The organism is Streptomyces sp. DT2A-34, assembly GCF_030499515.1.
Classification (GTDB): Bacteria; Actinomycetota; Actinomycetes; order Streptomycetales; family Streptomycetaceae; genus Streptomyces.
In genome coordinates, this window is sequence record NZ_JASTWJ010000001.1 from 4,495,998 (window position 1) to 4,512,189 (window position 16,192).

18 protein-coding genes are annotated in these 16,192 nt (G+C 66.4%); 13 read left to right on the forward strand and 5 right to left on the reverse strand.

Annotated elements, in window-relative coordinates:
* Positions 1-5: 5 nt before the first annotated feature.
* Positions 6-872, forward strand: coding sequence for an NUDIX hydrolase (locus QQM39_RS19750; RefSeq protein WP_301998401.1), 867 nt, complete (start codon positions 6-8; stop codon positions 870-872).
* A 58-nt stretch (positions 873-930) separates the two neighbouring features.
* Positions 931-1,761, forward strand: coding sequence for an MBL fold metallo-hydrolase (locus QQM39_RS19755; protein ID WP_301998403.1), 831 nt, complete (start codon positions 931-933; stop codon positions 1,759-1,761).
* 8 nt (positions 1,762-1,769) lie between these two features.
* On the opposite strand, the gene QQM39_RS19760 is transcribed toward QQM39_RS19755, so the two are convergent.
* The 3 genes from QQM39_RS19760 to QQM39_RS19770 all read right to left on the reverse strand — a co-directional run bounded on the left by QQM39_RS19760 (position 1,770) and on the right by QQM39_RS19770 (position 3,318).
* Positions 1,770-2,597, reverse strand: coding sequence for a nucleotidyltransferase domain-containing protein (locus QQM39_RS19760; protein WP_301998405.1), 828 nt, complete (start codon positions 2,595-2,597; stop codon positions 1,770-1,772).
* 80 nt (positions 2,598-2,677) lie between these two features.
* Complete coding sequence (locus QQM39_RS19765) at positions 2,678-3,145, reverse strand: RidA family protein (protein ID WP_301998407.1); 468 nt, start codon at positions 3,143-3,145, stop codon at positions 2,678-2,680.
* Positions 3,142-3,318, reverse strand: coding sequence for a DUF4177 domain-containing protein (locus QQM39_RS19770; protein WP_301998409.1), 177 nt, complete (start codon positions 3,316-3,318; stop codon positions 3,142-3,144). The genes QQM39_RS19765 and QQM39_RS19770 overlap by 4 nt, the downstream gene beginning before the upstream one ends.
* Between QQM39_RS19770 and QQM39_RS19775 the strand changes: the two genes are divergently transcribed.
* The 9 genes from QQM39_RS19775 (at position 3,317) to QQM39_RS19815 (ending at position 10,743) form a co-directional block, all read left to right on the forward strand.
* Positions 3,317-5,005 carry a recombinase family protein gene (locus QQM39_RS19775; RefSeq protein ID WP_301998411.1) on the forward strand — a complete coding sequence of 563 codons (1,689 nt, stop codon included), beginning with the start codon at positions 3,317-3,319 and terminating at the stop codon, positions 5,003-5,005. The two genes, QQM39_RS19770 and QQM39_RS19775, sit on opposite strands and share 2 nt — an antisense overlap.
* A gap of 111 nt (positions 5,006-5,116) precedes the next feature.
* Positions 5,117-5,446, forward strand: a complete 330-nt coding sequence (locus QQM39_RS19780; protein ID WP_301998413.1) for a hypothetical protein — start codon at positions 5,117-5,119, stop codon at positions 5,444-5,446.
* 360 nt (positions 5,447-5,806) lie between these two features.
* Positions 5,807-5,995 (forward strand): hypothetical protein, encoded by a 189-nt coding sequence (locus QQM39_RS19785; protein ID WP_301998415.1) that lies wholly within the window; start codon positions 5,807-5,809, stop codon positions 5,993-5,995.
* A 32-nt stretch (positions 5,996-6,027) separates the two neighbouring features.
* Positions 6,028-6,276, forward strand: a complete 249-nt coding sequence (locus QQM39_RS19790; protein ID WP_301998417.1) for a hypothetical protein — start codon at positions 6,028-6,030, stop codon at positions 6,274-6,276.
* Between the two features lie 9 nt (positions 6,277-6,285).
* A complete protein-coding gene (locus tag QQM39_RS19795) occupies positions 6,286-7,725 on the forward strand; it encodes a phage/plasmid primase, P4 family (protein WP_301998419.1) in 1,440 nt (479 codons plus the stop codon).
* Between the two features lie 235 nt (positions 7,726-7,960).
* Positions 7,961-8,266 (forward strand): hypothetical protein, encoded by a 306-nt coding sequence (locus tag QQM39_RS19800; RefSeq protein WP_301998421.1) that lies wholly within the window; start codon positions 7,961-7,963, stop codon positions 8,264-8,266.
* 26 nt (positions 8,267-8,292) lie between these two features.
* Positions 8,293-9,072, forward strand: a complete 780-nt coding sequence (locus QQM39_RS19805) for a hypothetical protein (RefSeq protein WP_301998423.1) — start codon at positions 8,293-8,295, stop codon at positions 9,070-9,072.
* Positions 9,073-9,957: 885 nt separating this feature from the next.
* The gene (locus tag QQM39_RS19810) at positions 9,958-10,569 is read left to right on the forward strand and encodes a transfer protein spdA (RefSeq protein ID WP_301998425.1); all 612 of its coding nucleotides are present in this window, start codon (positions 9,958-9,960) and stop codon (positions 10,567-10,569) included.
* Positions 10,570-10,590: 21 nt separating this feature from the next.
* The gene (locus QQM39_RS19815; protein ID WP_301998427.1) at positions 10,591-10,743 is read left to right on the forward strand and encodes a ribbon-helix-helix protein, CopG family; all 153 of its coding nucleotides are present in this window, start codon (positions 10,591-10,593) and stop codon (positions 10,741-10,743) included.
* 66 nt (positions 10,744-10,809) lie between these two features.
* Here the strand turns inward: QQM39_RS19815 and QQM39_RS19820 are convergent, their stop codons facing one another.
* Positions 10,810-11,781, reverse strand: a complete 972-nt coding sequence (locus QQM39_RS19820) for a helix-turn-helix transcriptional regulator (RefSeq protein ID WP_301998429.1) — start codon at positions 11,779-11,781, stop codon at positions 10,810-10,812.
* A 1,022-nt stretch (positions 11,782-12,803) separates the two neighbouring features.
* On the opposite strand from QQM39_RS19820, the gene QQM39_RS19825 reads away from it, so the two are divergent.
* Positions 12,804-13,781: an ArsA-related P-loop ATPase gene (locus QQM39_RS19825; protein ID WP_301998431.1), complete on the forward strand. Its 978-nt coding sequence runs from the start codon at positions 12,804-12,806 to the stop codon at positions 13,779-13,781.
* A gap of 52 nt (positions 13,782-13,833) precedes the next feature.
* Positions 13,834-15,234 carry an ArsA family ATPase gene (locus tag QQM39_RS19830; RefSeq protein ID WP_301998433.1) on the forward strand — a complete coding sequence of 467 codons (1,401 nt, stop codon included), beginning with the start codon at positions 13,834-13,836 and terminating at the stop codon, positions 15,232-15,234.
* Positions 15,235-15,321: 87 nt separating this feature from the next.
* On the opposite strand, the gene wblA is transcribed toward QQM39_RS19830, so the two are convergent.
* A complete protein-coding gene (gene wblA / locus QQM39_RS19835; RefSeq protein WP_062697668.1) occupies positions 15,322-15,660 on the reverse strand; it encodes a transcriptional regulator WblA in 339 nt (112 codons plus the stop codon).
* Positions 15,661-16,192 lie beyond the last annotated feature (532 nt).

Sequence of the window (16,192 nt, forward strand, 5' to 3'; positions counted from 1 at the left end):
CGCCCATGGCAAACGGGCAGTGGTACCCACCGGAGTGGCCGGACCGCATCCGTGCGCTCGCGGAAGGAAGCCTGACCCCTGTCGTTCCGAAGCGCGCGGCCACCGTCATGCTGCTCAGGGACACCGACGCCGGGCCGGTCGTGCACATGCTGCGCCGCCGCGCCTCCATGGCCTTCGCCGGCGGGGCGTACGCCTACCCGGGCGGCGGTGTCGATCCCCGCGACGAGCATCGGATCCGCTGGGCGGGCCCCACGCGCGCGCGGTGGGCGCGAAGGCTCGGCGTCGATGAGGCGGCGGCCCAGGCGATCGTCTGCGCGGCCGTACGGGAGACGTACGAGGAGGCGGGTGTCCTGCTCGCCGGGCCCACCGACGATTCCGTCGTCGGCGACACCACCGGCGAGGGCTGGGAGGCCGACCGTGCCGCACTGGTCGCCCGGGACCTGTCGTTCGCCGAGTTCCTGGACCGCCGTGGACTGGCCCTGCGCTCGGACCTCCTGGGCGCCTGGACCCGCTGGATCACCCCGGAGTTCGAGCCCCGCCGCTACGACACCTGGTTCTTCGTCGCCGCCCTCCCTCAAGGCCAGCGCACCCGCAACGCCTCCACGGAGGCCGACCGTACGGTGTGGATCCGCCCCGCGGACGCCGCCGCCTCGTACGACAAGGGCCAGCTGCTGATGATGCCGCCCACCATCGCGACACTGCGCCAGCTGACCCCGTACGACAGCGCCGCCGACGCCCTCGCCGCCGCCCCCGACCGGGATCTGACCGCCGTACTGGCACAGGCCCGCCTCGATGACGGCGAGATCGTGCTCTCCTGGCCGGGCCACGACGAGTTCACCAAGCACATCCCGACCGGCGGAGCTCCCGCATGACCGTGCCCGCAGCGCCGGCAGCACCCGCACTGCCCACAGCTCTGGAAGGCCCCCTCGCATGACGGACGCAGCAGCCCTCCCCGGCCGGCCGCGAGGCGGGGTCTTCTCCGGCCCCGCCACCCCCCGCGCCGTCAACGTCCTCGCGCCCAACCCCTCCGCGATGACCCTGGACGGCACCAACACCTGGATCCTCTCCGAGCCGGACTCCGACCTGGCCGTCGTCGTCGACCCGGGCCCGCTGGACGAGGGACACCTGCGCAACGTCGTCGCCACGGCCGAGAAGGCCGGCAAACGCATCGCCCTGACCCTGCTCACCCACGGCCACCCGGACCACGCCGAGGGCGCCGTCCGCTTCGCCGAGCTGACCGGCACGCGCGTGCGTGCCCTCGACCCGGCGCTGCGGCTCGGCGACGAGGGGCTGGGAGCCGGGGACGTGGTCCGCGTGGGCGGACTGGAGCTGCGCGTCGTTCCGACGCCGGGCCACACCGCCGACTCCCTCTCCTTCCACCTCCCGGCCGACCGCGCCGTGGTGACCGGCGACACGATCCTGGGTCGCGGTACGACGGTGGTGGCGCATCCCGACGGCCGCCTGGGCGACTACCTGGACTCGCTGCGGCGGCTCAGGTCCCTCACGGTCGACGACGGCGTGCACACCGTCCTCCCCGGCCACGGGCCTGTCCTGGAGGACGCCCAGGGCGCCGTCGAGTTCTACCTCGCCCACCGCGCCCACCGCCTCGCCCAGGTCGAGACGGCCGTCGAGGACGGCTACGGCACACCGGCCGAGGTCGTCGCCCACGTGTACGCGGACGTGGACCGCTCCTTGTGGCCGGCGGCCGAACTGTCGGTGCGGGCGCAGCTGGACTACCTGGAGGAGCACGGGCTCATCTAGCCCCTTGACTAAGCCTCCTGGGGCCGCGGCGCTTTGACCCCGTGCACACGCGCGTACTCGTCCACGAGCCACGGCCCGAGGTCCTCGACGTACGACCGGAGGATGCCCGCGTCGCCCGTCGGCTCGTACCCGAGCACGGCCGCCACCCGCATCCGCTCGGCCTGTGCGGGGTAGTACGACGCGAAGGCCTCCGCCATCTCCCGCAGATCGCTGGTCCACCCGCCCCAGCGGGGCATGACGAGGGTGAACCCGGTCCGCACCAGACGCCGCGACATGAACCGCACGAGCGGCCTGCGTGCGTCCTCGCTGTCGTCGGCGTCGGCGATCCGCTCGCGCCAGCGGGGCAGCAGGAGGCCGAGATCGCCGTTGGTCTCGCGCGCGAGCAGCGAGTCGGGCCGGTAGCGCGGCAGATACTCGGCGAGATCCTCCCCGAGCAGGGGCGTACAGAGGCAGGCGACGAACCATCCGAGGTCGTACGTCTCCAGGTCGCTCAGCAGCCGCCCGCGGCTGTCCAGCAGCGTCCCGGCCCCGTCGATCTGAGTGAACTCGTTGTCCAGCGCCTCGTCGAGCACGCGCGCGTCCGCCCGGTCCGCCTCGGTCGGCTCCGTGTGCAGGGCGACCAGCAGATCCAGGTCGCTGCGCCCCACGCGCGCGGTGCCGCGCGGAATCGACCCGTAGAGGTAGGCGCTGTGCATCCGCGCCCCGAACACCTCCAGCAGGCGGTCGCGCGCGGTGGCGACGACCGGCCGGAAGGCGTGGGGAACGCGCGCGAGGGAGCCTTCGCGCGCGATGTACCCCTGAGCGTCGAGCCCTCTGCGGAGAGCGATTTCGGCCATGGGGCCACTGTGCCCTGCCGGGAGCTCGGGGGGCGGCCCATTTTTCCCGGCTGGGATACGCCGCCCCCACCACCGAAGTCCTACGCCTGCGTCAGCTCCACCTGGACCTCGACCTCCACCGGCGCGTCCAACGGAAGCACGGCCACACCCACCGCGCTGCGCGCGTGGACGCCCTTGTCGCCGAGGACCTCGGCCAAAAGTTCGCTCGCGCCGTTGATGACGCCCGGCTGGCCGGTGAAGTCCGAGGCCGAGGCCACGAAGCCGACCACCTTCACCACGCGCGCGATGCGGTCCAGGTCGCCCGCGACGGACTTGACGGCGGCCAGAGCGTTCAGCGCGCACGTACGCGCCAGTTCCTTGGCCTCCTCCGGCGTCACCTCCGCGCCCACCTTGCCGGTGACCGGAAGCTTGCCCTCCACCATGGGGAGCTGGCCGGCGGTGTAGACGTACACGCCCGACTGCACGGCCGGCTGGTACGCGGCCAGCGGAGGCACCACCTCCGGAAGCGTCAGGCCCAGCTCGGCGAGCTTTGCCTCGACCGCGCTCACGCCTGCTTCTCCCGCTTCAGGTAGGCCACGAGCTGCTCGGGGTTGTTCGGCCCGGGCACGACCTGGACGAGCTCCCAGCCGTCCTCGCCCCAGGTGTCCAGAATCTGCTTCGTGGCGTGGACGAGCAGTGGCACGGTTGCGTATTCCCAAGAACGATGGCGAGAATCGGACATGCAATCACCCCAGGTGGTCAGCGGTATGAAACTTCACTGCGCAGGGTACGGGAGGCAGTCGTACGGGCGGGTCAACGGCAGTGAGGCCAGCCCAACGACCCAGCGAGACGCCAACCAGGCAAGGTTCAACACGTTCGCCGCTGAGGCTGCGCGCCAGGGTCGCGAGGCTGTCTGGTGTGGTCACTACGAGGACGTCGGCATCAGTGCCTACAGCGGGACCGAGCGACCCGACTTTGAGCGCCTGTTGCGTGACTGCCGCATGGGCCGGATCAATGTCGTCATCGTCTACAACGTTGCGCGGTTTTCTCGCCTTGAGCCGCTCGATGCGCTGCCCATCGTCCAAGAGCTTATGAAGCTGGGCGTAACCATCGTCAGCGTGGCCGAAGGCGTGTTCAGACCCGGTGAAATGATGGACTTGATCCATCTGTTTTTCCGGCTCGACGCCGCATACCAGGAGTCCAAGAACAAGAGCACTGCCGTCCGCGACACTGCCGCTCTGGCCCGTTCGCTGGGTGGGTATGTGGGCGGTAAAGCCCCCTACGGCCGTCGCCTGAAGCCGGAGACCAGGACAGCGCCGAACGGCAAGCCGGTTGCCATTCAGACGCTCGTAACTCAGCCCGATGAAGCGGAAGTTATCCAGCGCATTGTTAAGGCTCTGCTCGACGGCACGGACTCTGTTCACTCGATGTGCGCGACGCTGAACACAGAAGGGGTGCCGACCCTGGGCGCATCGCGTGGCAAGAAGACAGCGGGTAGCTCATGGCACCCCAAGACGCTCATCAGCATGCTGCGACACCCGCACCTCTCTGGATTCGACTCTGAGCCGGTCTACAACGCCAACGGACGAGTCACCGGCCACCGTATCCGCCGTGACGCTGAAGGCAAGCCAGCGCGTGTATGGGAACCGATCCTCGGCGAAGCTGACTGGTTCGCCGTTCAGGAATGGCTAGACGCCCGACCGGTCCGCATGAACGAACACCGCACTACGGCGCTGCTGTCGTCTCAGGGGATTCTGGTCTGCGCTTGCGGCTGTTCCAAGAGCGCGAACAACGCGGAGCGCCCTAGCTACTTCTGCAATCGTCCAGCGGGCAAGCCAGTTGACCCGAACAAGCCCGGCGACCATGAGGGGCGCAGTTACGTCTCCCGCACGGCGCTGGACGACCACGTGGTGCGAAGCATTTTCGCGCTGATCGCTGCTGCGGAATGGGATGAGGAATCGCGGGAGATCCTCGCGCGAGTAGCAGCGCACTACGCTGAGGTGAACGAGACACCCGAGACAGCGCAAGAGCGGCAAACCGTGCTGCATGACCGCGCCGATGCCATGCGCGCCATTAACCAACTGCACGACGACAAAGAGCTGTACGCAGGTGACCCGATCAGCCATGCACGCTGGGGCGACGACCTGAGAACTCAGCAGGACCGTTTGCGTGGTGCCAACGCCCGGCTTGAGGAACTCGGCCAGGCTGGTTCGCTGGAACTCCCGATCTTCGCATGGACCGAGTCCGATAACGGTGATCCGCTCGGCCCTGGGTCCTGGTGGGAGTCGGCATCCCTCGCTGAACGCCGAGAGTTCGTCGCACTGTTCTGCAAGCGGATCACTGTGCGCAAGGCGCTTCCCAGCGAGAAGAGTCGGGGCAACAAGGCGCGTGCAGTCCTTGACGGCCGAGTGACCATCGAATGGGTCTGAGCGCCCACCTAGACCACTACGGGACTCACCCGTAGGGACCGATAGCACAGGCCCTGCCGGATCTTGGTGGATAGACAGGGCCTGCGCTCTCCTGAGGAGAGAGGTAATTGTATGTCTGAGAACGTCTGCGGCGCACGTCAGCTGGTCTTTTCCCGGCGCCCACCGATCGGCCCGACGCATACCCCCTGCACGCTGGCGGCCGGTCACCAGGGCGACCACATCGACGCCACGGGCGGCACCTGGTCCGGCGGCGCTGTTCGGCACATGGGCGATGCCGAGCTTGAACTCACGCTTCAGTGGCGGACCATAGCCCGGAAGCTCGACAAGCTGTATGCCGCTCAGCGCGCTGGGGACAGATCGGCATATCTGGCGAGCCGCATAACGAGACTTGAGTGCCTCCAACAGGCGCTGCTGGGTAACCCGTCGGCGCTGGCCGCATAGACGCCGCTACGCGCCCCGCTAAGAACCTCTGAGCCCCGTCTGGCCCCTGTGGTCGGGCGGGGTTCTGCTGTGTGCTCTGACGGCTGCGTGGCGCCCCAGCTAACCGACTCGACAGATACACATCAGAGGGCAACGCACAGCGCGCTGTGCTGCACAGGTAATCGACTCGGCAGAACCCTTATGTGGGGCAGCGCACAGCGCAGGCACTTCGCACGACAGAACCTATATGTAGGCAGCAGCGCACAGCGCCTCACACAGCTTCCATCCTTGGCGGGTGGTCAGTAAACGCCTCAGTCATCGCGACTGGGGCGTTTGCTATGGCCTCTCGCCTGAACCACGTCCCGGTAGGAGGTACACCCCATGGACGACGTCATACAGCGCGTAAAGGAAATCGGCGCCCGGCGAAAGAGGCTGCGCGACGAACTGACAAGCGCTGACGCCGAACTGCGCAAACTGATGCCCAGCGCAACGGCACGCATGACACAGGAAGAGATTCGCACCGCAACAGGCCTCGCTATCCCGACCATTCGTACCTACACCGCTCGCTGAGCGCACCCGCCAAGGAAGGAAGGGCATAGCCCATGAACGGAATTGACCACTACAAGCGCGCTGAAGAACTCGCCAGCGGGGCAATGAGCGCATTCGACCCAATGGCTACGGCAACGCTCGCCCAGGCGCACGCCACGCTGGCTCTCGCTGCCGCTCAGGCTGACGCAACGGCATTCAAGAGGGAGCTTTACCGGTCCAACGGCGAGGAGCTTCCGGCAGTAACGCGGGCCGAATCCAAGACTGCCCGTGACGCTGCTGCCGCCGCTGCTTTCCTCGACTAAGGGACCCCGATGACTTTCGATGACGACTACTGGACCAAGCAGCGTGCCCGACTGGACGTCAGCGACGAAGTAAGGCACGTGCACTTCGCCAAGTTCGTTGCCGACCATTGCGCCGACCGACTGAAGCACGTGGAAAACGTCGGCTGGTACCGCTGGAATGGTGTTGTCTGGGAAGCGACCGGCAACGATGGCGCCGCAATGCAGGCCATTACAGACGCGGTTGCTGTACTGGCTCAGCGCATAGTCGATGCTCCGGGCGACACTTCGTGGGCCTCCGCTGCCATGTCCAAGATGCTAGTCAACTTCCAACGGCGCGCGATCGTCGCTGAAATGAGCGTGCTGCGCGAGTTCCGTGTGAACGTGGATGAAATCGACGCAGCCCGCCATCTGCTGAGCTTCCGCAACGGCACGGTAGACCTGCGCACGGGCGAAATGCGCGAGCACAATCCAGCGGACATGCTGACCCAGTGCGCCCGAGTGGCGTATCGCCCGGAGGCTTCCGCACCTCGCTGGCTGCAATTCGTTGACGAAGTCTTCCCGGGCGACAGCGAACTACAGCGGTACTACCAAACGTTCCTCGGCTACGCGATTACCGGCGAAGTGCGCGAGCACGCCCTAGGGGTTTGGTACGGCGCACATGGGCGCAATGGCAAGGGCACCACGGTGCGCACCATGCAAGCCGTATTCGGCCATGACATCGTGCGGGAAGTCGAGTTCAGCATCTTCGAGAATGTGCGCGGGCAGGCACCTCACACTGAGCACATCGCCGGAATGAGAGGCGCCCGAATGGTTGTCGCGCAGGAAGGTAACCAGGGCACCCCGATGAACACGGCGCTACTCAAGAACCTCAGCGGAGGAGACCGAGTCAGCACGCGCCATCTGATGGGCCGTACGTTCTCGTATGAGCCGACATTCACCATCGTGCTGGCCACTAACCATCTGCCTGAGTTCTCGTCCGGCGGAGCAGCGCTGTGGGCCCGTACGAAGGCAATTCTGTTCGGACAGAGCTTCGCTGATCGGCGCGACCCGGAGCTAGAACCCACCATTCAGGGGCCGGAGGCTGAGGGCGTGGCAGCGTGGATCGTGGCTGGCGCCGTCCGGTACTACGCCGAAGGGCTACACGACCCGCTGAGCGTCATTGCTGCGACCGAACACCACAAGGACTCTGTAGACCCGCTGAAGGACCTTGTGGGCGAACTCTTCGACTATGACGAGAACGGCTCTGTCCAGCGCTCCACGTTCAACCGTGAGTTGAAGGAATGGCGCGAGACGAACGGCGACAAGTCGGCGAAGTACAGCCCGAGTAGCGTGAAGCGGCATCTAATCGACAGCGGGAAGGTCGAGGAGTACCGGAACAAAACCGAGGGCTGGAAGTACCGGGGGATTCGCCTGATGAGTGACCCCCAGGGTTCCGCCCCGGGCATCTTCGACCGCGCAGATTCCGCCTGATTCCACAGCGGACAGGGTCGCGTAAGCGGATGGGTGTTCAAAAAGTTGGCATCTGTAGAGACCTCTTATACGCGTATGAGAGGAGTACTCAGGTGCACAAAATCTTGTCACCCATCCGATTGCGGGCCCTGCCTCGCTGTGCTGCCGCGAATCACTCGCCTGCCATCACCCATGCCGCTGACCTGCGGCTATCCCCGAGCCGGCTGAGGGTGGCCATTTTCGAAGGGAAATCACGATGACCGACCCTGTTCCCAGCACCATTCCCGCTGACGACATAGCCCGTGCACTGAGCGCTGTACTCGTACCGGCGCCCGGAAAGTGGCTGCAAATCCCCGCCGTCCATAGCGCTGTGCTTGCCCACCTGGGTGTGCGCAACGGCGCTTCCTACAAGGACATCAAGAACGTCCTTCGGGGCGCTGGCGTGCTTGTGGCCAATTACGGGCCCGAGCACTGCGCCCGTGACGTTGCGCTGGCCTCTGGCGTGACTGTCCGCGACCTCGAAAAGAAGCTGCGCAACCTGCGCCGCCGCTCCGCTAAGTAACAAAAACAACGAAAAGGATCAAACTCATGTCTGAGGACCCCATTCAGTACACCGGCACTGGTTCCGAGACCGATCCGATTACGGTTTCTACTCGCCAGCCCGCCCCCGATCAGGTTGACGTCGCTGTCGCTGGTCTGGCCCGTACCGCCAGGGCTCACGCGGCTGCATTCAGCGACACAGCCGACATGAGCAGCAACCTTCCCGCTGACCTACGGGACATCGTGCGGGATGCGTCTATGGCGATCACTGGCACGCTGAACACCGCCATGGAGGCACAGCGCAAGGCGCACAGCTTCCGAAATGACCTCACGCTGTACCCCCAGGGGCGCGAAATGCTCGCGGGGGAAGCCATCAAGACGGCTGCCGATAAGGTCACGCAGTCGTTCGAGCAGGCTGATACTCAAATTGAGGTCGCCACGGCACTGAGCTATGAGGCTGCTCGCCCGCGAATTGCGCCGGACGATGCCATGCCCGCTCGCGCTGATTTGGTCATGCTGACGCAGCGCAACGCCAACGACACCGGAGCCCTGGTCAACACCATGAAGCGGCTTGCCCAGCGGAATGACGGGGTCGGCGCGCTGGTTGCCGATCAGGGTTTCCTTGCGGATTTCATCGACGCGCATGGGATTGACCCGCAGATGCGTGCGGCGATTCTGACGATGGTGAGCGCTGAGGTAGTTCAGGCTGCTGCGAAGAGCGGCGATCCGAGGCGTTCTGCTGCTGCTCGCACGAATCTGGCGCTGATAGAGCTGCGTAAGGCTCGAATTGCTGCCGATTCCTACACTCGGCACGTTCTTCAGCGCTGATCACCTACGGAAAGTCGCATGTGGGGGCCCCTGGCTGCTGCGCTAGGGGCCCTCTGCGGAGGGAGAGTGGTCAGGGTGAGCAACTCATGACTACGACTGAGACTCTCGCTCTGCATTACGCGAATGCACGCGCTGAGTGACCATCCCTACCCCACCCCCTGGGGGATGACCCCTTGACCCCCTGGGGACGTTGAGCGCGGGGGAGCGCGCTGTCAGGTCGGCTCGGGCGGAAATACGGAGCGTGTTCAAAAACCGCCGTTCGCAATCAATCCGTAACCAATCAGAGGTAACTCACCGTGAATAACGAGAATCTGCGCCGGGGTCGTTCCCGCCCTGGTCTTCAGCGTACGGTACTGCCCGCCGAATGCGACCTGCCAACCCCGGTTCCACCTGCCCGCGCTGAGTCCTGGTCCGATGACCAGATAGCCCGATGGGTCGAGTTGTGGCATGGCCCGAGCGCCAATCTATGGGACGAATCAGCGCGCGGAATGGTCGCCCTGCTGGTCGAGCTTGAGGCACTCGGGACGAACGTGAATGCAGCGCAACTCACCGAAGTGCGCCGGATATCCGAAACGCTCCTACTCACTCCCGGCTCACTGTCTGCCGCTGGCTATGCGCTGCCAGGGTGGCCGACATGAGCGCGCGTCGCCGAGCAATCGCAGCGCGAAACGCCGAGCCGCCTAGCGCGGATAATCGCCCTGCCGCAGGCCCCTGGAACGACCGCGATAGTTCCGGGTGGACCATTTGCGAGCGCCGCAACTTCGGCATACAGCCCGGTACTTCCTGCCTGCGCTGTCGGCTGAGCGTGTAGCGCGACCACATACCAAGTCGCCCTCGATTCTCTCGCTGGAGTCGGGGGCTTTCTCGTACCTGAAAGAGCGTCAGATGACCGTTGCCAACCTCGCCCGCTATGCCGCCTTGCTCGCTGCCATGTTCATCAGCTTCAGCACGCAGCAGCAGCTAGCCGTTTCGCACGGAGTGCCTGAGTGGCCGTCATACGCCGTGCCCGTGGCCATCGACCTGTTCCTAGTCTGGGCTGTCCGGTCACGCCGTGACATTGCGCTGGCCGTGTCCGTAGCCGTGTCCGCGAACGTGGCTGGTGTCCTTTCCAGCGAAAGCCTGCACGCCGTAGGCACTTGGGTGTCCGCAGCGCTGCACGCCGTATTCCCACTGACCGTCTGGCGAATGCACCGACCAGCGAAGCCGCGTACGCCCGCTGAGGCCCCTGAAGGCGAGCCGCTGGCCATTCCCTTGCCCGAGCCCGCGCTAGCGCTTCCTGTGCCCGCCGAGAGCCTGCCGGACAGCTGGCCGGACGATGACCTGTGGGCGGACTTTGAAGCGGTCAGCGAGACGGCCACCCCGCCGAAGCCTGATGAAGTCCGGGCGGTCATCGCTGAGTTGAAGTCCACGCATGGCCGTGCAACCGGTCAGATGCTGGCCGACCACTACGGCGTGAGTCCGCGTACTGGCCGCCGCTATTTGACGCTGGCCGGTTGACCAACCCACTAAGGAGAACCCGTGACCATCCGCCGTATCCGAGTCCGACTCTGGGAATCCGAGTTCGAGACCCTTGCCCGCCTCGCCGAGGAATCCGGCCGGACCTTCAATGACGTAATGCGCGATGCGCTCCGCCAGCACGCTGAGGAGTACGACAGCGACGAGAGCGCCTAGCACATGGCCCCTGGCTTCGCCGACCCTGGATCACTCAGGGAGACGCGGAGTCGGGGGCTTTCGTATTCAACGTGCCGCCTGTGCCCGTTTCAGCGCGTCACGGTGTTCCCATGTCCAAGGAGCGTCACGTAGCTCCGCAGGAAGCCCGGCAAGTCCCGCCGTGATGTGGTCGGCGGCATCCGCATGCCGTCCGAGTCCAAGGTTCGCGAGACCCATATTCAGCCGGTTGAACTCAGGCGTAAGCCAGTACGCCGTTTCCGGGGGAGGAATCGCCGCCGCTTTGTCGGTCAGTCGCTCCGCGTTTTCAACCATGCGCAGCGCATCGTCATGCGCCCCCAGTTCGGCCATGCCTGCGGCAGCCTGCAACATGTCGCCGAGTCGTTGCGCGGGATGAGCCCCTGGCGTGAATGCTGCTGCCGCGTACCAGCGTGCTACTCCGTCCGGCCTTGCCTGCTGTCGCGCGAGGTATCCCCGGAAGTTCAGTGCTTGCGCTGCCAGCGTGCCATTCCCGATTTCGTCGGCCAACTCCACAGCTTCGTTCAGCAGTCGCACGGCTTCGGTGTCTTGCCGATCCTGCGCCAACAGCCATCCGCCGAACTGAACGTATTCCGATGCAACTTCCGCGAGCCTGTCACGCTGCGGTCCCCTGGCGCCTTTCAGTAGCCGGAGTACTTCGTTCATTTGCGCTGTCGTCGCTGGAATAACGCTGCGAGGCTGCGCCGTGTCATCGAGTCGGCGGTAGGCGGCGAGCACACCAGCCAGCGCGTCAACGGTCCCGGCGTCCAAACGCGACGGATTCGCGGCACTTCGCTTCACGCGCTCGCTGTCGTCGTCATCAAGCACTGTTGCAGCAAGCGCGCCGTCTGCCCCTACAAGGGAATCCAGCGAGGATGCCAATTTTGCCGACGGCTTCTGTTTTCCGTTGAACACTCGGGATAGGTAGGCCACGTCGTAATTCATGGCGCGAGCGGCAGCCTTCATCGAATATCCGCTGTCCCGTAGCGCCCGGCGGGCAAGATCAGCAAAGTTGTCACGCATCGTGAACCTCGGCGGGTTGACTGGTGTTACTCCCATGGTAGTCAACCCTGGTCAACTCCCGCGTAGCGCTTGCAGGTCGAAGCATGGACGTATGACGGGAGCCGACGAGGGGACAGCGACCATGGCGAGCCAAACCACGGCGGATACGGACGCGCGACGGCATGAGTACACGACGTACAGCCCGCCCGGCGAGAAGTGCCGGAAGTGCCTTAAGCCGTTCAAGACGCTGGAGACGTGCCGCCGCGTGGCCAACGGTGGGTCGAATGCCGACCGGTACGAACACCGCGAGTGCCCGGCATGACCGCTCCCGCAAAACGCCGCTACGTCCGAGTGAGCGCCTTACCGGACCCGGAGCTAGTGAGCCTCATAGATGAGTCGCCGTACGCGGATTCACCGGAAGGCTGGTGGACGGAACACGGCGGAGCGCTGGACACGCGTTCAGGGGTCGTCTATTTCCCGCCCGGTTCGAACCGGCCGCCGAGTCCGTTTCCCTGCCGTCTCTGCGACCGGTCGCGCCGTGCGAGAGAAGGTAAGGCGTGATGCTGCCTGAGCCGCCCGTAGAGGATTTGATGATCCCGGACCTACGGACGCCCCGTGCCGGTCCCGTAGACCCGGAAACCTGCCCCACATGCGCCACGCTCAAGGGTCGTCTTGCATGTGCGCTTGACGCCCACCGTCCCAGTCAGGCATCCCACGTCATCCGCGCTATGTACGTGCACATGCGGCAAGGGCACCCGCGCGACAGCCGCAACGTAACTCTCTGACCCCGGACTCAGCGCGTCGGCTGCCCCCGTCTGTGTGCCCTCCCCCGTGGCGCATGGGCGGGGGCTTTGTGCTGCTCGCTTCCGCTGGTCAGGTAGCGCGCTGGTCATGCCATCGTTTGTGACGTAAGGTTTGCGTATTCCCACTTGGTCATGTGGCCGACTTTATCCGTTGCCCGCAGGGGTCCACGCGGCCGACCGCTGTCAGGTTGTCCACAGGCTGCCGCGTGACTCGCGCGGCGACTGGTTAGGCTCGAAGGCGTGAGCAGGCTCCAGGTCGTCAGCGGCAAGGGCGGGACCGGAAAGACCACGGTCGCCGCCGCGCTCGCGCTCGCCCTCGCCACCGAGGGGAAGCGGACGCTTCTCGTCGAGGTGGAGGGCAGGCAGGGCATCGCGCAGCTCTTCGAGACAGAGGCGCTGCCATATGAGGAGCGGAAGATCGCCGTCGCTCCAGGGGGCGGGGAGGTGTACGCCCTCGCCATCGACCCCGAACTGGCCCTTCTGGACTACCTCCAGATGTTCTACAAGATGGGCGGCGCCGGCCGGGCCCTGAAGAAGCTCGGCGCCATCGACTTCGCCACCACCATCGCGCCGGGGCTGAGGGACGTCCTTCTGACCGGCAAGGCGTGTGAGGCGGTGCGGCGCAAGGAGAAGAGCGGGCGGTTCGTCTACGACTACGTGGTCATGGACGCGCCCCCCACCGGGCGCATCACTCGCTTCCTCAACGTCAATGACGAGGTCGCCGGGCTCGCGAAGATCGGGCCGATACACAATCAGGCGCAGGCCGTGATGCGGGTGCTGAAGTCGGCGGAGACGGCCGTGCACCTGGTGACGTTGCTGGAGGAGATGCCCGTCCAGGAGACCGCGGACGGGATCGCCGAGCTGCGGGCGGCGCGGCTGCCGGTGGGGCGGATCATCGTGAACATGGTGCGGCCCGAGGTGTTGGACGCGACCGACCTGGAACTCGTACGCAGTGTGCCGCGCGCCGCCATGGCCAAGTCGCTGTCCTCGGCCGGGCTGGGCGGGGCGCGGCGCGGCGGGAACGCCGAGCGACTGGTGGACCCGCTGCTGGCGCAGGCCGGCGAGTACGCCGAGCGGCACGCGCTGGAGCACGAGCAGCGGGCGGTCCTGGAGGAGTTGGGGCTGCCGGTGCACGAACTGCCCCTGCTGGCCGAGGGCATGGATCTGGCGGGCCTGTACGAACTCGCGGGTGAGCTTCGGGAACAGGGCCTGTCATGAGTTCGTTCACCTATCGGGAGCCGTACGCGGTACGTCGGAAGCAGGGGATGTCATGAGTCCGGAACCCGCCCACGCGCACGACGCCGCCCGCCGGCCGCACCACCCCGCTCACCTCTCCCCCGCGCGCGTGCTCGACCTCGACCCGCTGCTCGACGACCCGAAGACCCGCATCGTGGTGTGCTGCGGCTCGGGCGGCGTCGGCAAGACCACGACCGCGGCGGCGCTGGGGCTGCGGGCCGCCGAGCGGGGGCGGAAAGTGGTCGTGCTGACCATCGACCCGGCCCGCCGGCTCGCCCAGTCCATGGGCATCGACTCGCTGGACAACACCCCGCGCCGGGTGAAGGGCGTCGAGGGCGACGGCGAGCTGCACGCGATGATGCTCGACATGAAGCGCACCTTCGACGAGATCGTCGAGGCGCACGCGGACCCGGAGCGGGCGTCCGCGATCCTGGGCAACCCCTTCTACCAGTCGCTCTCGGCGGGCTTCGCGGGCACGCAGGAGTACATGGCGATGGAGAAGCTGGGCCAGCTGCGGGCCAGGGACGAGTGGGACCTCATCGTCGTCGACACGCCGCCGTCCCGCTCGGCGCTGGACTTCCTGGACGCGCCCAAGCGGCTCGGCTCGTTCCTGGACGGCAAGCTGATCCGCGTGCTGCTGGCCCCGGCGAAGGTCGGCGGGCGCGCGGGGATGAAGTTCCTGAACGTCGGCATGTCGATGATGACGGGGGCGCTGGGCAAGCTGCTGGGCGGGCAGCTGCTGAAGGACGTCCAGACGTTCGTGGCCGCGATGGACTCGATGTTCGGGGGCTTTCGTACGCGCGCGGACGCGACGTACAAGCTGCTTCAGGCACCCGGGACGGCGTTCCTCGTCGTGGCGGCCCCGGAGCGGGACGCGCTGCGTGAGGCCGCGTACTTCGTGGAGCGGCTGGCCGCCGAGGACATGCCGCTCGCCGGTCTGGTGCTCAACCGGGTCCACGGCAGCGGCGCCGACCGGCTGTCCGCCGAGCGGGCGCTCGCCGCCGCGGAAAATCTTGAAGAGCCCCGCATTGTGGATCAGGAGGGCGGGAAAGCTGGACTTCGTAACTCCCCCGACACGTACGACAGTTCAGAATCGGCCGCTTCCGAGGCACCGGCTCCTGACGAAGGCTCCCCCGCCGTCACGGACATGGAGCGAACCGCGGCCACGGACGAGCCACAGGCCGCCACCCCGCATCTGGAGCGGTCCGTCGACCAGCTCACGGCAGGCCTGTTGAGGCTGCACGCCGAGCGGATGCAACTGCTCTCACGCGAGCAGCGCACGCGTGACCGCTTCACCGCGCTCCACCCCGAGGTGGCGGTGGCCGAAGTGGCCGCGCTGCCCGGCGATGTGCATGACCTCGCCGGCCTGCGGGACATCGGACACCGGCTCGCGGCCAATCGGCCGGAGCTGCCTGATCCCGCGGTCGGCGCCTGAGGGAGACCTGTTGGGCCCGCCCGAGGGCAGACCCTGTCCGCAGTGTGCGAGGAGGTCCGCAGTGTGCGAGGAGACCTCGTGGGCCCCTCAGCTCACCGCCGCGTAGTTCTCGTACACCTCGTCGTCGTCGAGCGGCAGGATGCCTGCCCCTCGCTCGTACTCCGTGCGCGCCGTCTCCAGCAGTCGGCGCCAGGAGGTCACCGTTGGTCGCCTGCGCAGCAGTGCGCGGCGCTCCCGCTCCGTCATGCCTCCCCACACGCCGAACTCGACGCGATTGTCCAGCGCGTCCGCCAGGCACTCCGTGCGCACCGGGCATCCGGTGCACACCGCCTTGGCCCTGTTCTGCGCTGCTCCCTGAACGAACAGTTCATCCGGATCGGTAGTGCGGCAGGCCGCCTGCGCACTCCAGTCGACTACCCAGCCCATACCGGCGCCGTCCTCTCCCGAATCGAGGCTCCCCCACGGCGGCAGCGGCATATTCACCGCCGCCAGTTGAGGACGTTACGGAAGGTGGGCACAGCGCAACACCCCCTTCGGGCCCAATCTTGAATGGCCCGAACGGACTATGCGTAAGCGGCAGATCACCCGGGGGAGTGAGCTGGCGACATGCGTGACTTTCCTGGCAAACCGGGACAGTTCAGTTGAGTCACAACGGACGCCGGATGACACACAAGGCGGATTCGGACACGCGCCCACCAAAAAAGTGGGGAACCTCCGCAACGATTCGGGGTCGCCGGACGTATTGATACGTGGCCGCACTGCTGTGACAGTTGAGAGCAGCTTAGGCCAAGGCCTGCACGCCTGTCCGGGAAATGCGAAGGTGGACGGCCGACTTTGCCGTGCCATGGCCTGCGTCAGCGCACGCCCCCTTCACAAGGCCATGGCCAACATCACCTCACCGTGCCCCGTTCAGGGGCCGTCGGCCCTTGGTTCGCTCATCTCTACGGTTTAGGCTGCC

Bases quoted from the DNA above. Each gene is read 5' to 3' on its own strand.
- QQM39_RS19800 (WP_301998421.1), top strand. From the start codon at position 7,961: ATGACCGACCCTGTTCCCAGCACCATTCCCGCTGACGACATAGCCCGT.
- QQM39_RS19775 (WP_301998411.1), top strand. From the start codon at position 3,317: ATGCAATCACCCCAGGTGGTCAGCGGTATGAAACTTCACTGCGCAGGG.
- QQM39_RS19790 (WP_301998417.1), top strand. From the start codon at position 6,028: ATGAACGGAATTGACCACTACAAGCGCGCTGAAGAACTCGCCAGCGGG.
- QQM39_RS19760 (WP_301998405.1), bottom strand. From the start codon at position 2,597: ATGGCCGAAATCGCTCTCCGCAGAGGGCTCGACGCTCAGGGGTACATC.
- QQM39_RS19780 (WP_301998413.1), top strand. From the start codon at position 5,117: ATGTCTGAGAACGTCTGCGGCGCACGTCAGCTGGTCTTTTCCCGGCGC.
- QQM39_RS19795 (WP_301998419.1), top strand. From the start codon at position 6,286: ATGACTTTCGATGACGACTACTGGACCAAGCAGCGTGCCCGACTGGAC.
- QQM39_RS19785 (WP_301998415.1), top strand. From the start codon at position 5,807: ATGGACGACGTCATACAGCGCGTAAAGGAAATCGGCGCCCGGCGAAAG.
- QQM39_RS19770 (WP_301998409.1), bottom strand. From the start codon at position 3,318: ATGTCCGATTCTCGCCATCGTTCTTGGGAATACGCAACCGTGCCACTG.
- QQM39_RS19755 (WP_301998403.1), top strand. From the start codon at position 931: ATGACGGACGCAGCAGCCCTCCCCGGCCGGCCGCGAGGCGGGGTCTTC.
- QQM39_RS19750 (WP_301998401.1), top strand. From the start codon at position 6: ATGGCAAACGGGCAGTGGTACCCACCGGAGTGGCCGGACCGCATCCGT.
- wblA (WP_062697668.1), bottom strand. From the start codon at position 15,660: ATGGGCTGGGTAGTCGACTGGAGTGCGCAGGCGGCCTGCCGCACTACC.
- QQM39_RS19820 (WP_301998429.1), bottom strand. From the start codon at position 11,781: ATGCGTGACAACTTTGCTGATCTTGCCCGCCGGGCGCTACGGGACAGC.
- QQM39_RS19830 (WP_301998433.1), top strand. From the start codon at position 13,834: ATGAGTCCGGAACCCGCCCACGCGCACGACGCCGCCCGCCGGCCGCAC.
- QQM39_RS19810 (WP_301998425.1), top strand. From the start codon at position 9,958: ATGACCGTTGCCAACCTCGCCCGCTATGCCGCCTTGCTCGCTGCCATG.
- QQM39_RS19805 (WP_301998423.1), top strand. From the start codon at position 8,293: ATGTCTGAGGACCCCATTCAGTACACCGGCACTGGTTCCGAGACCGAT.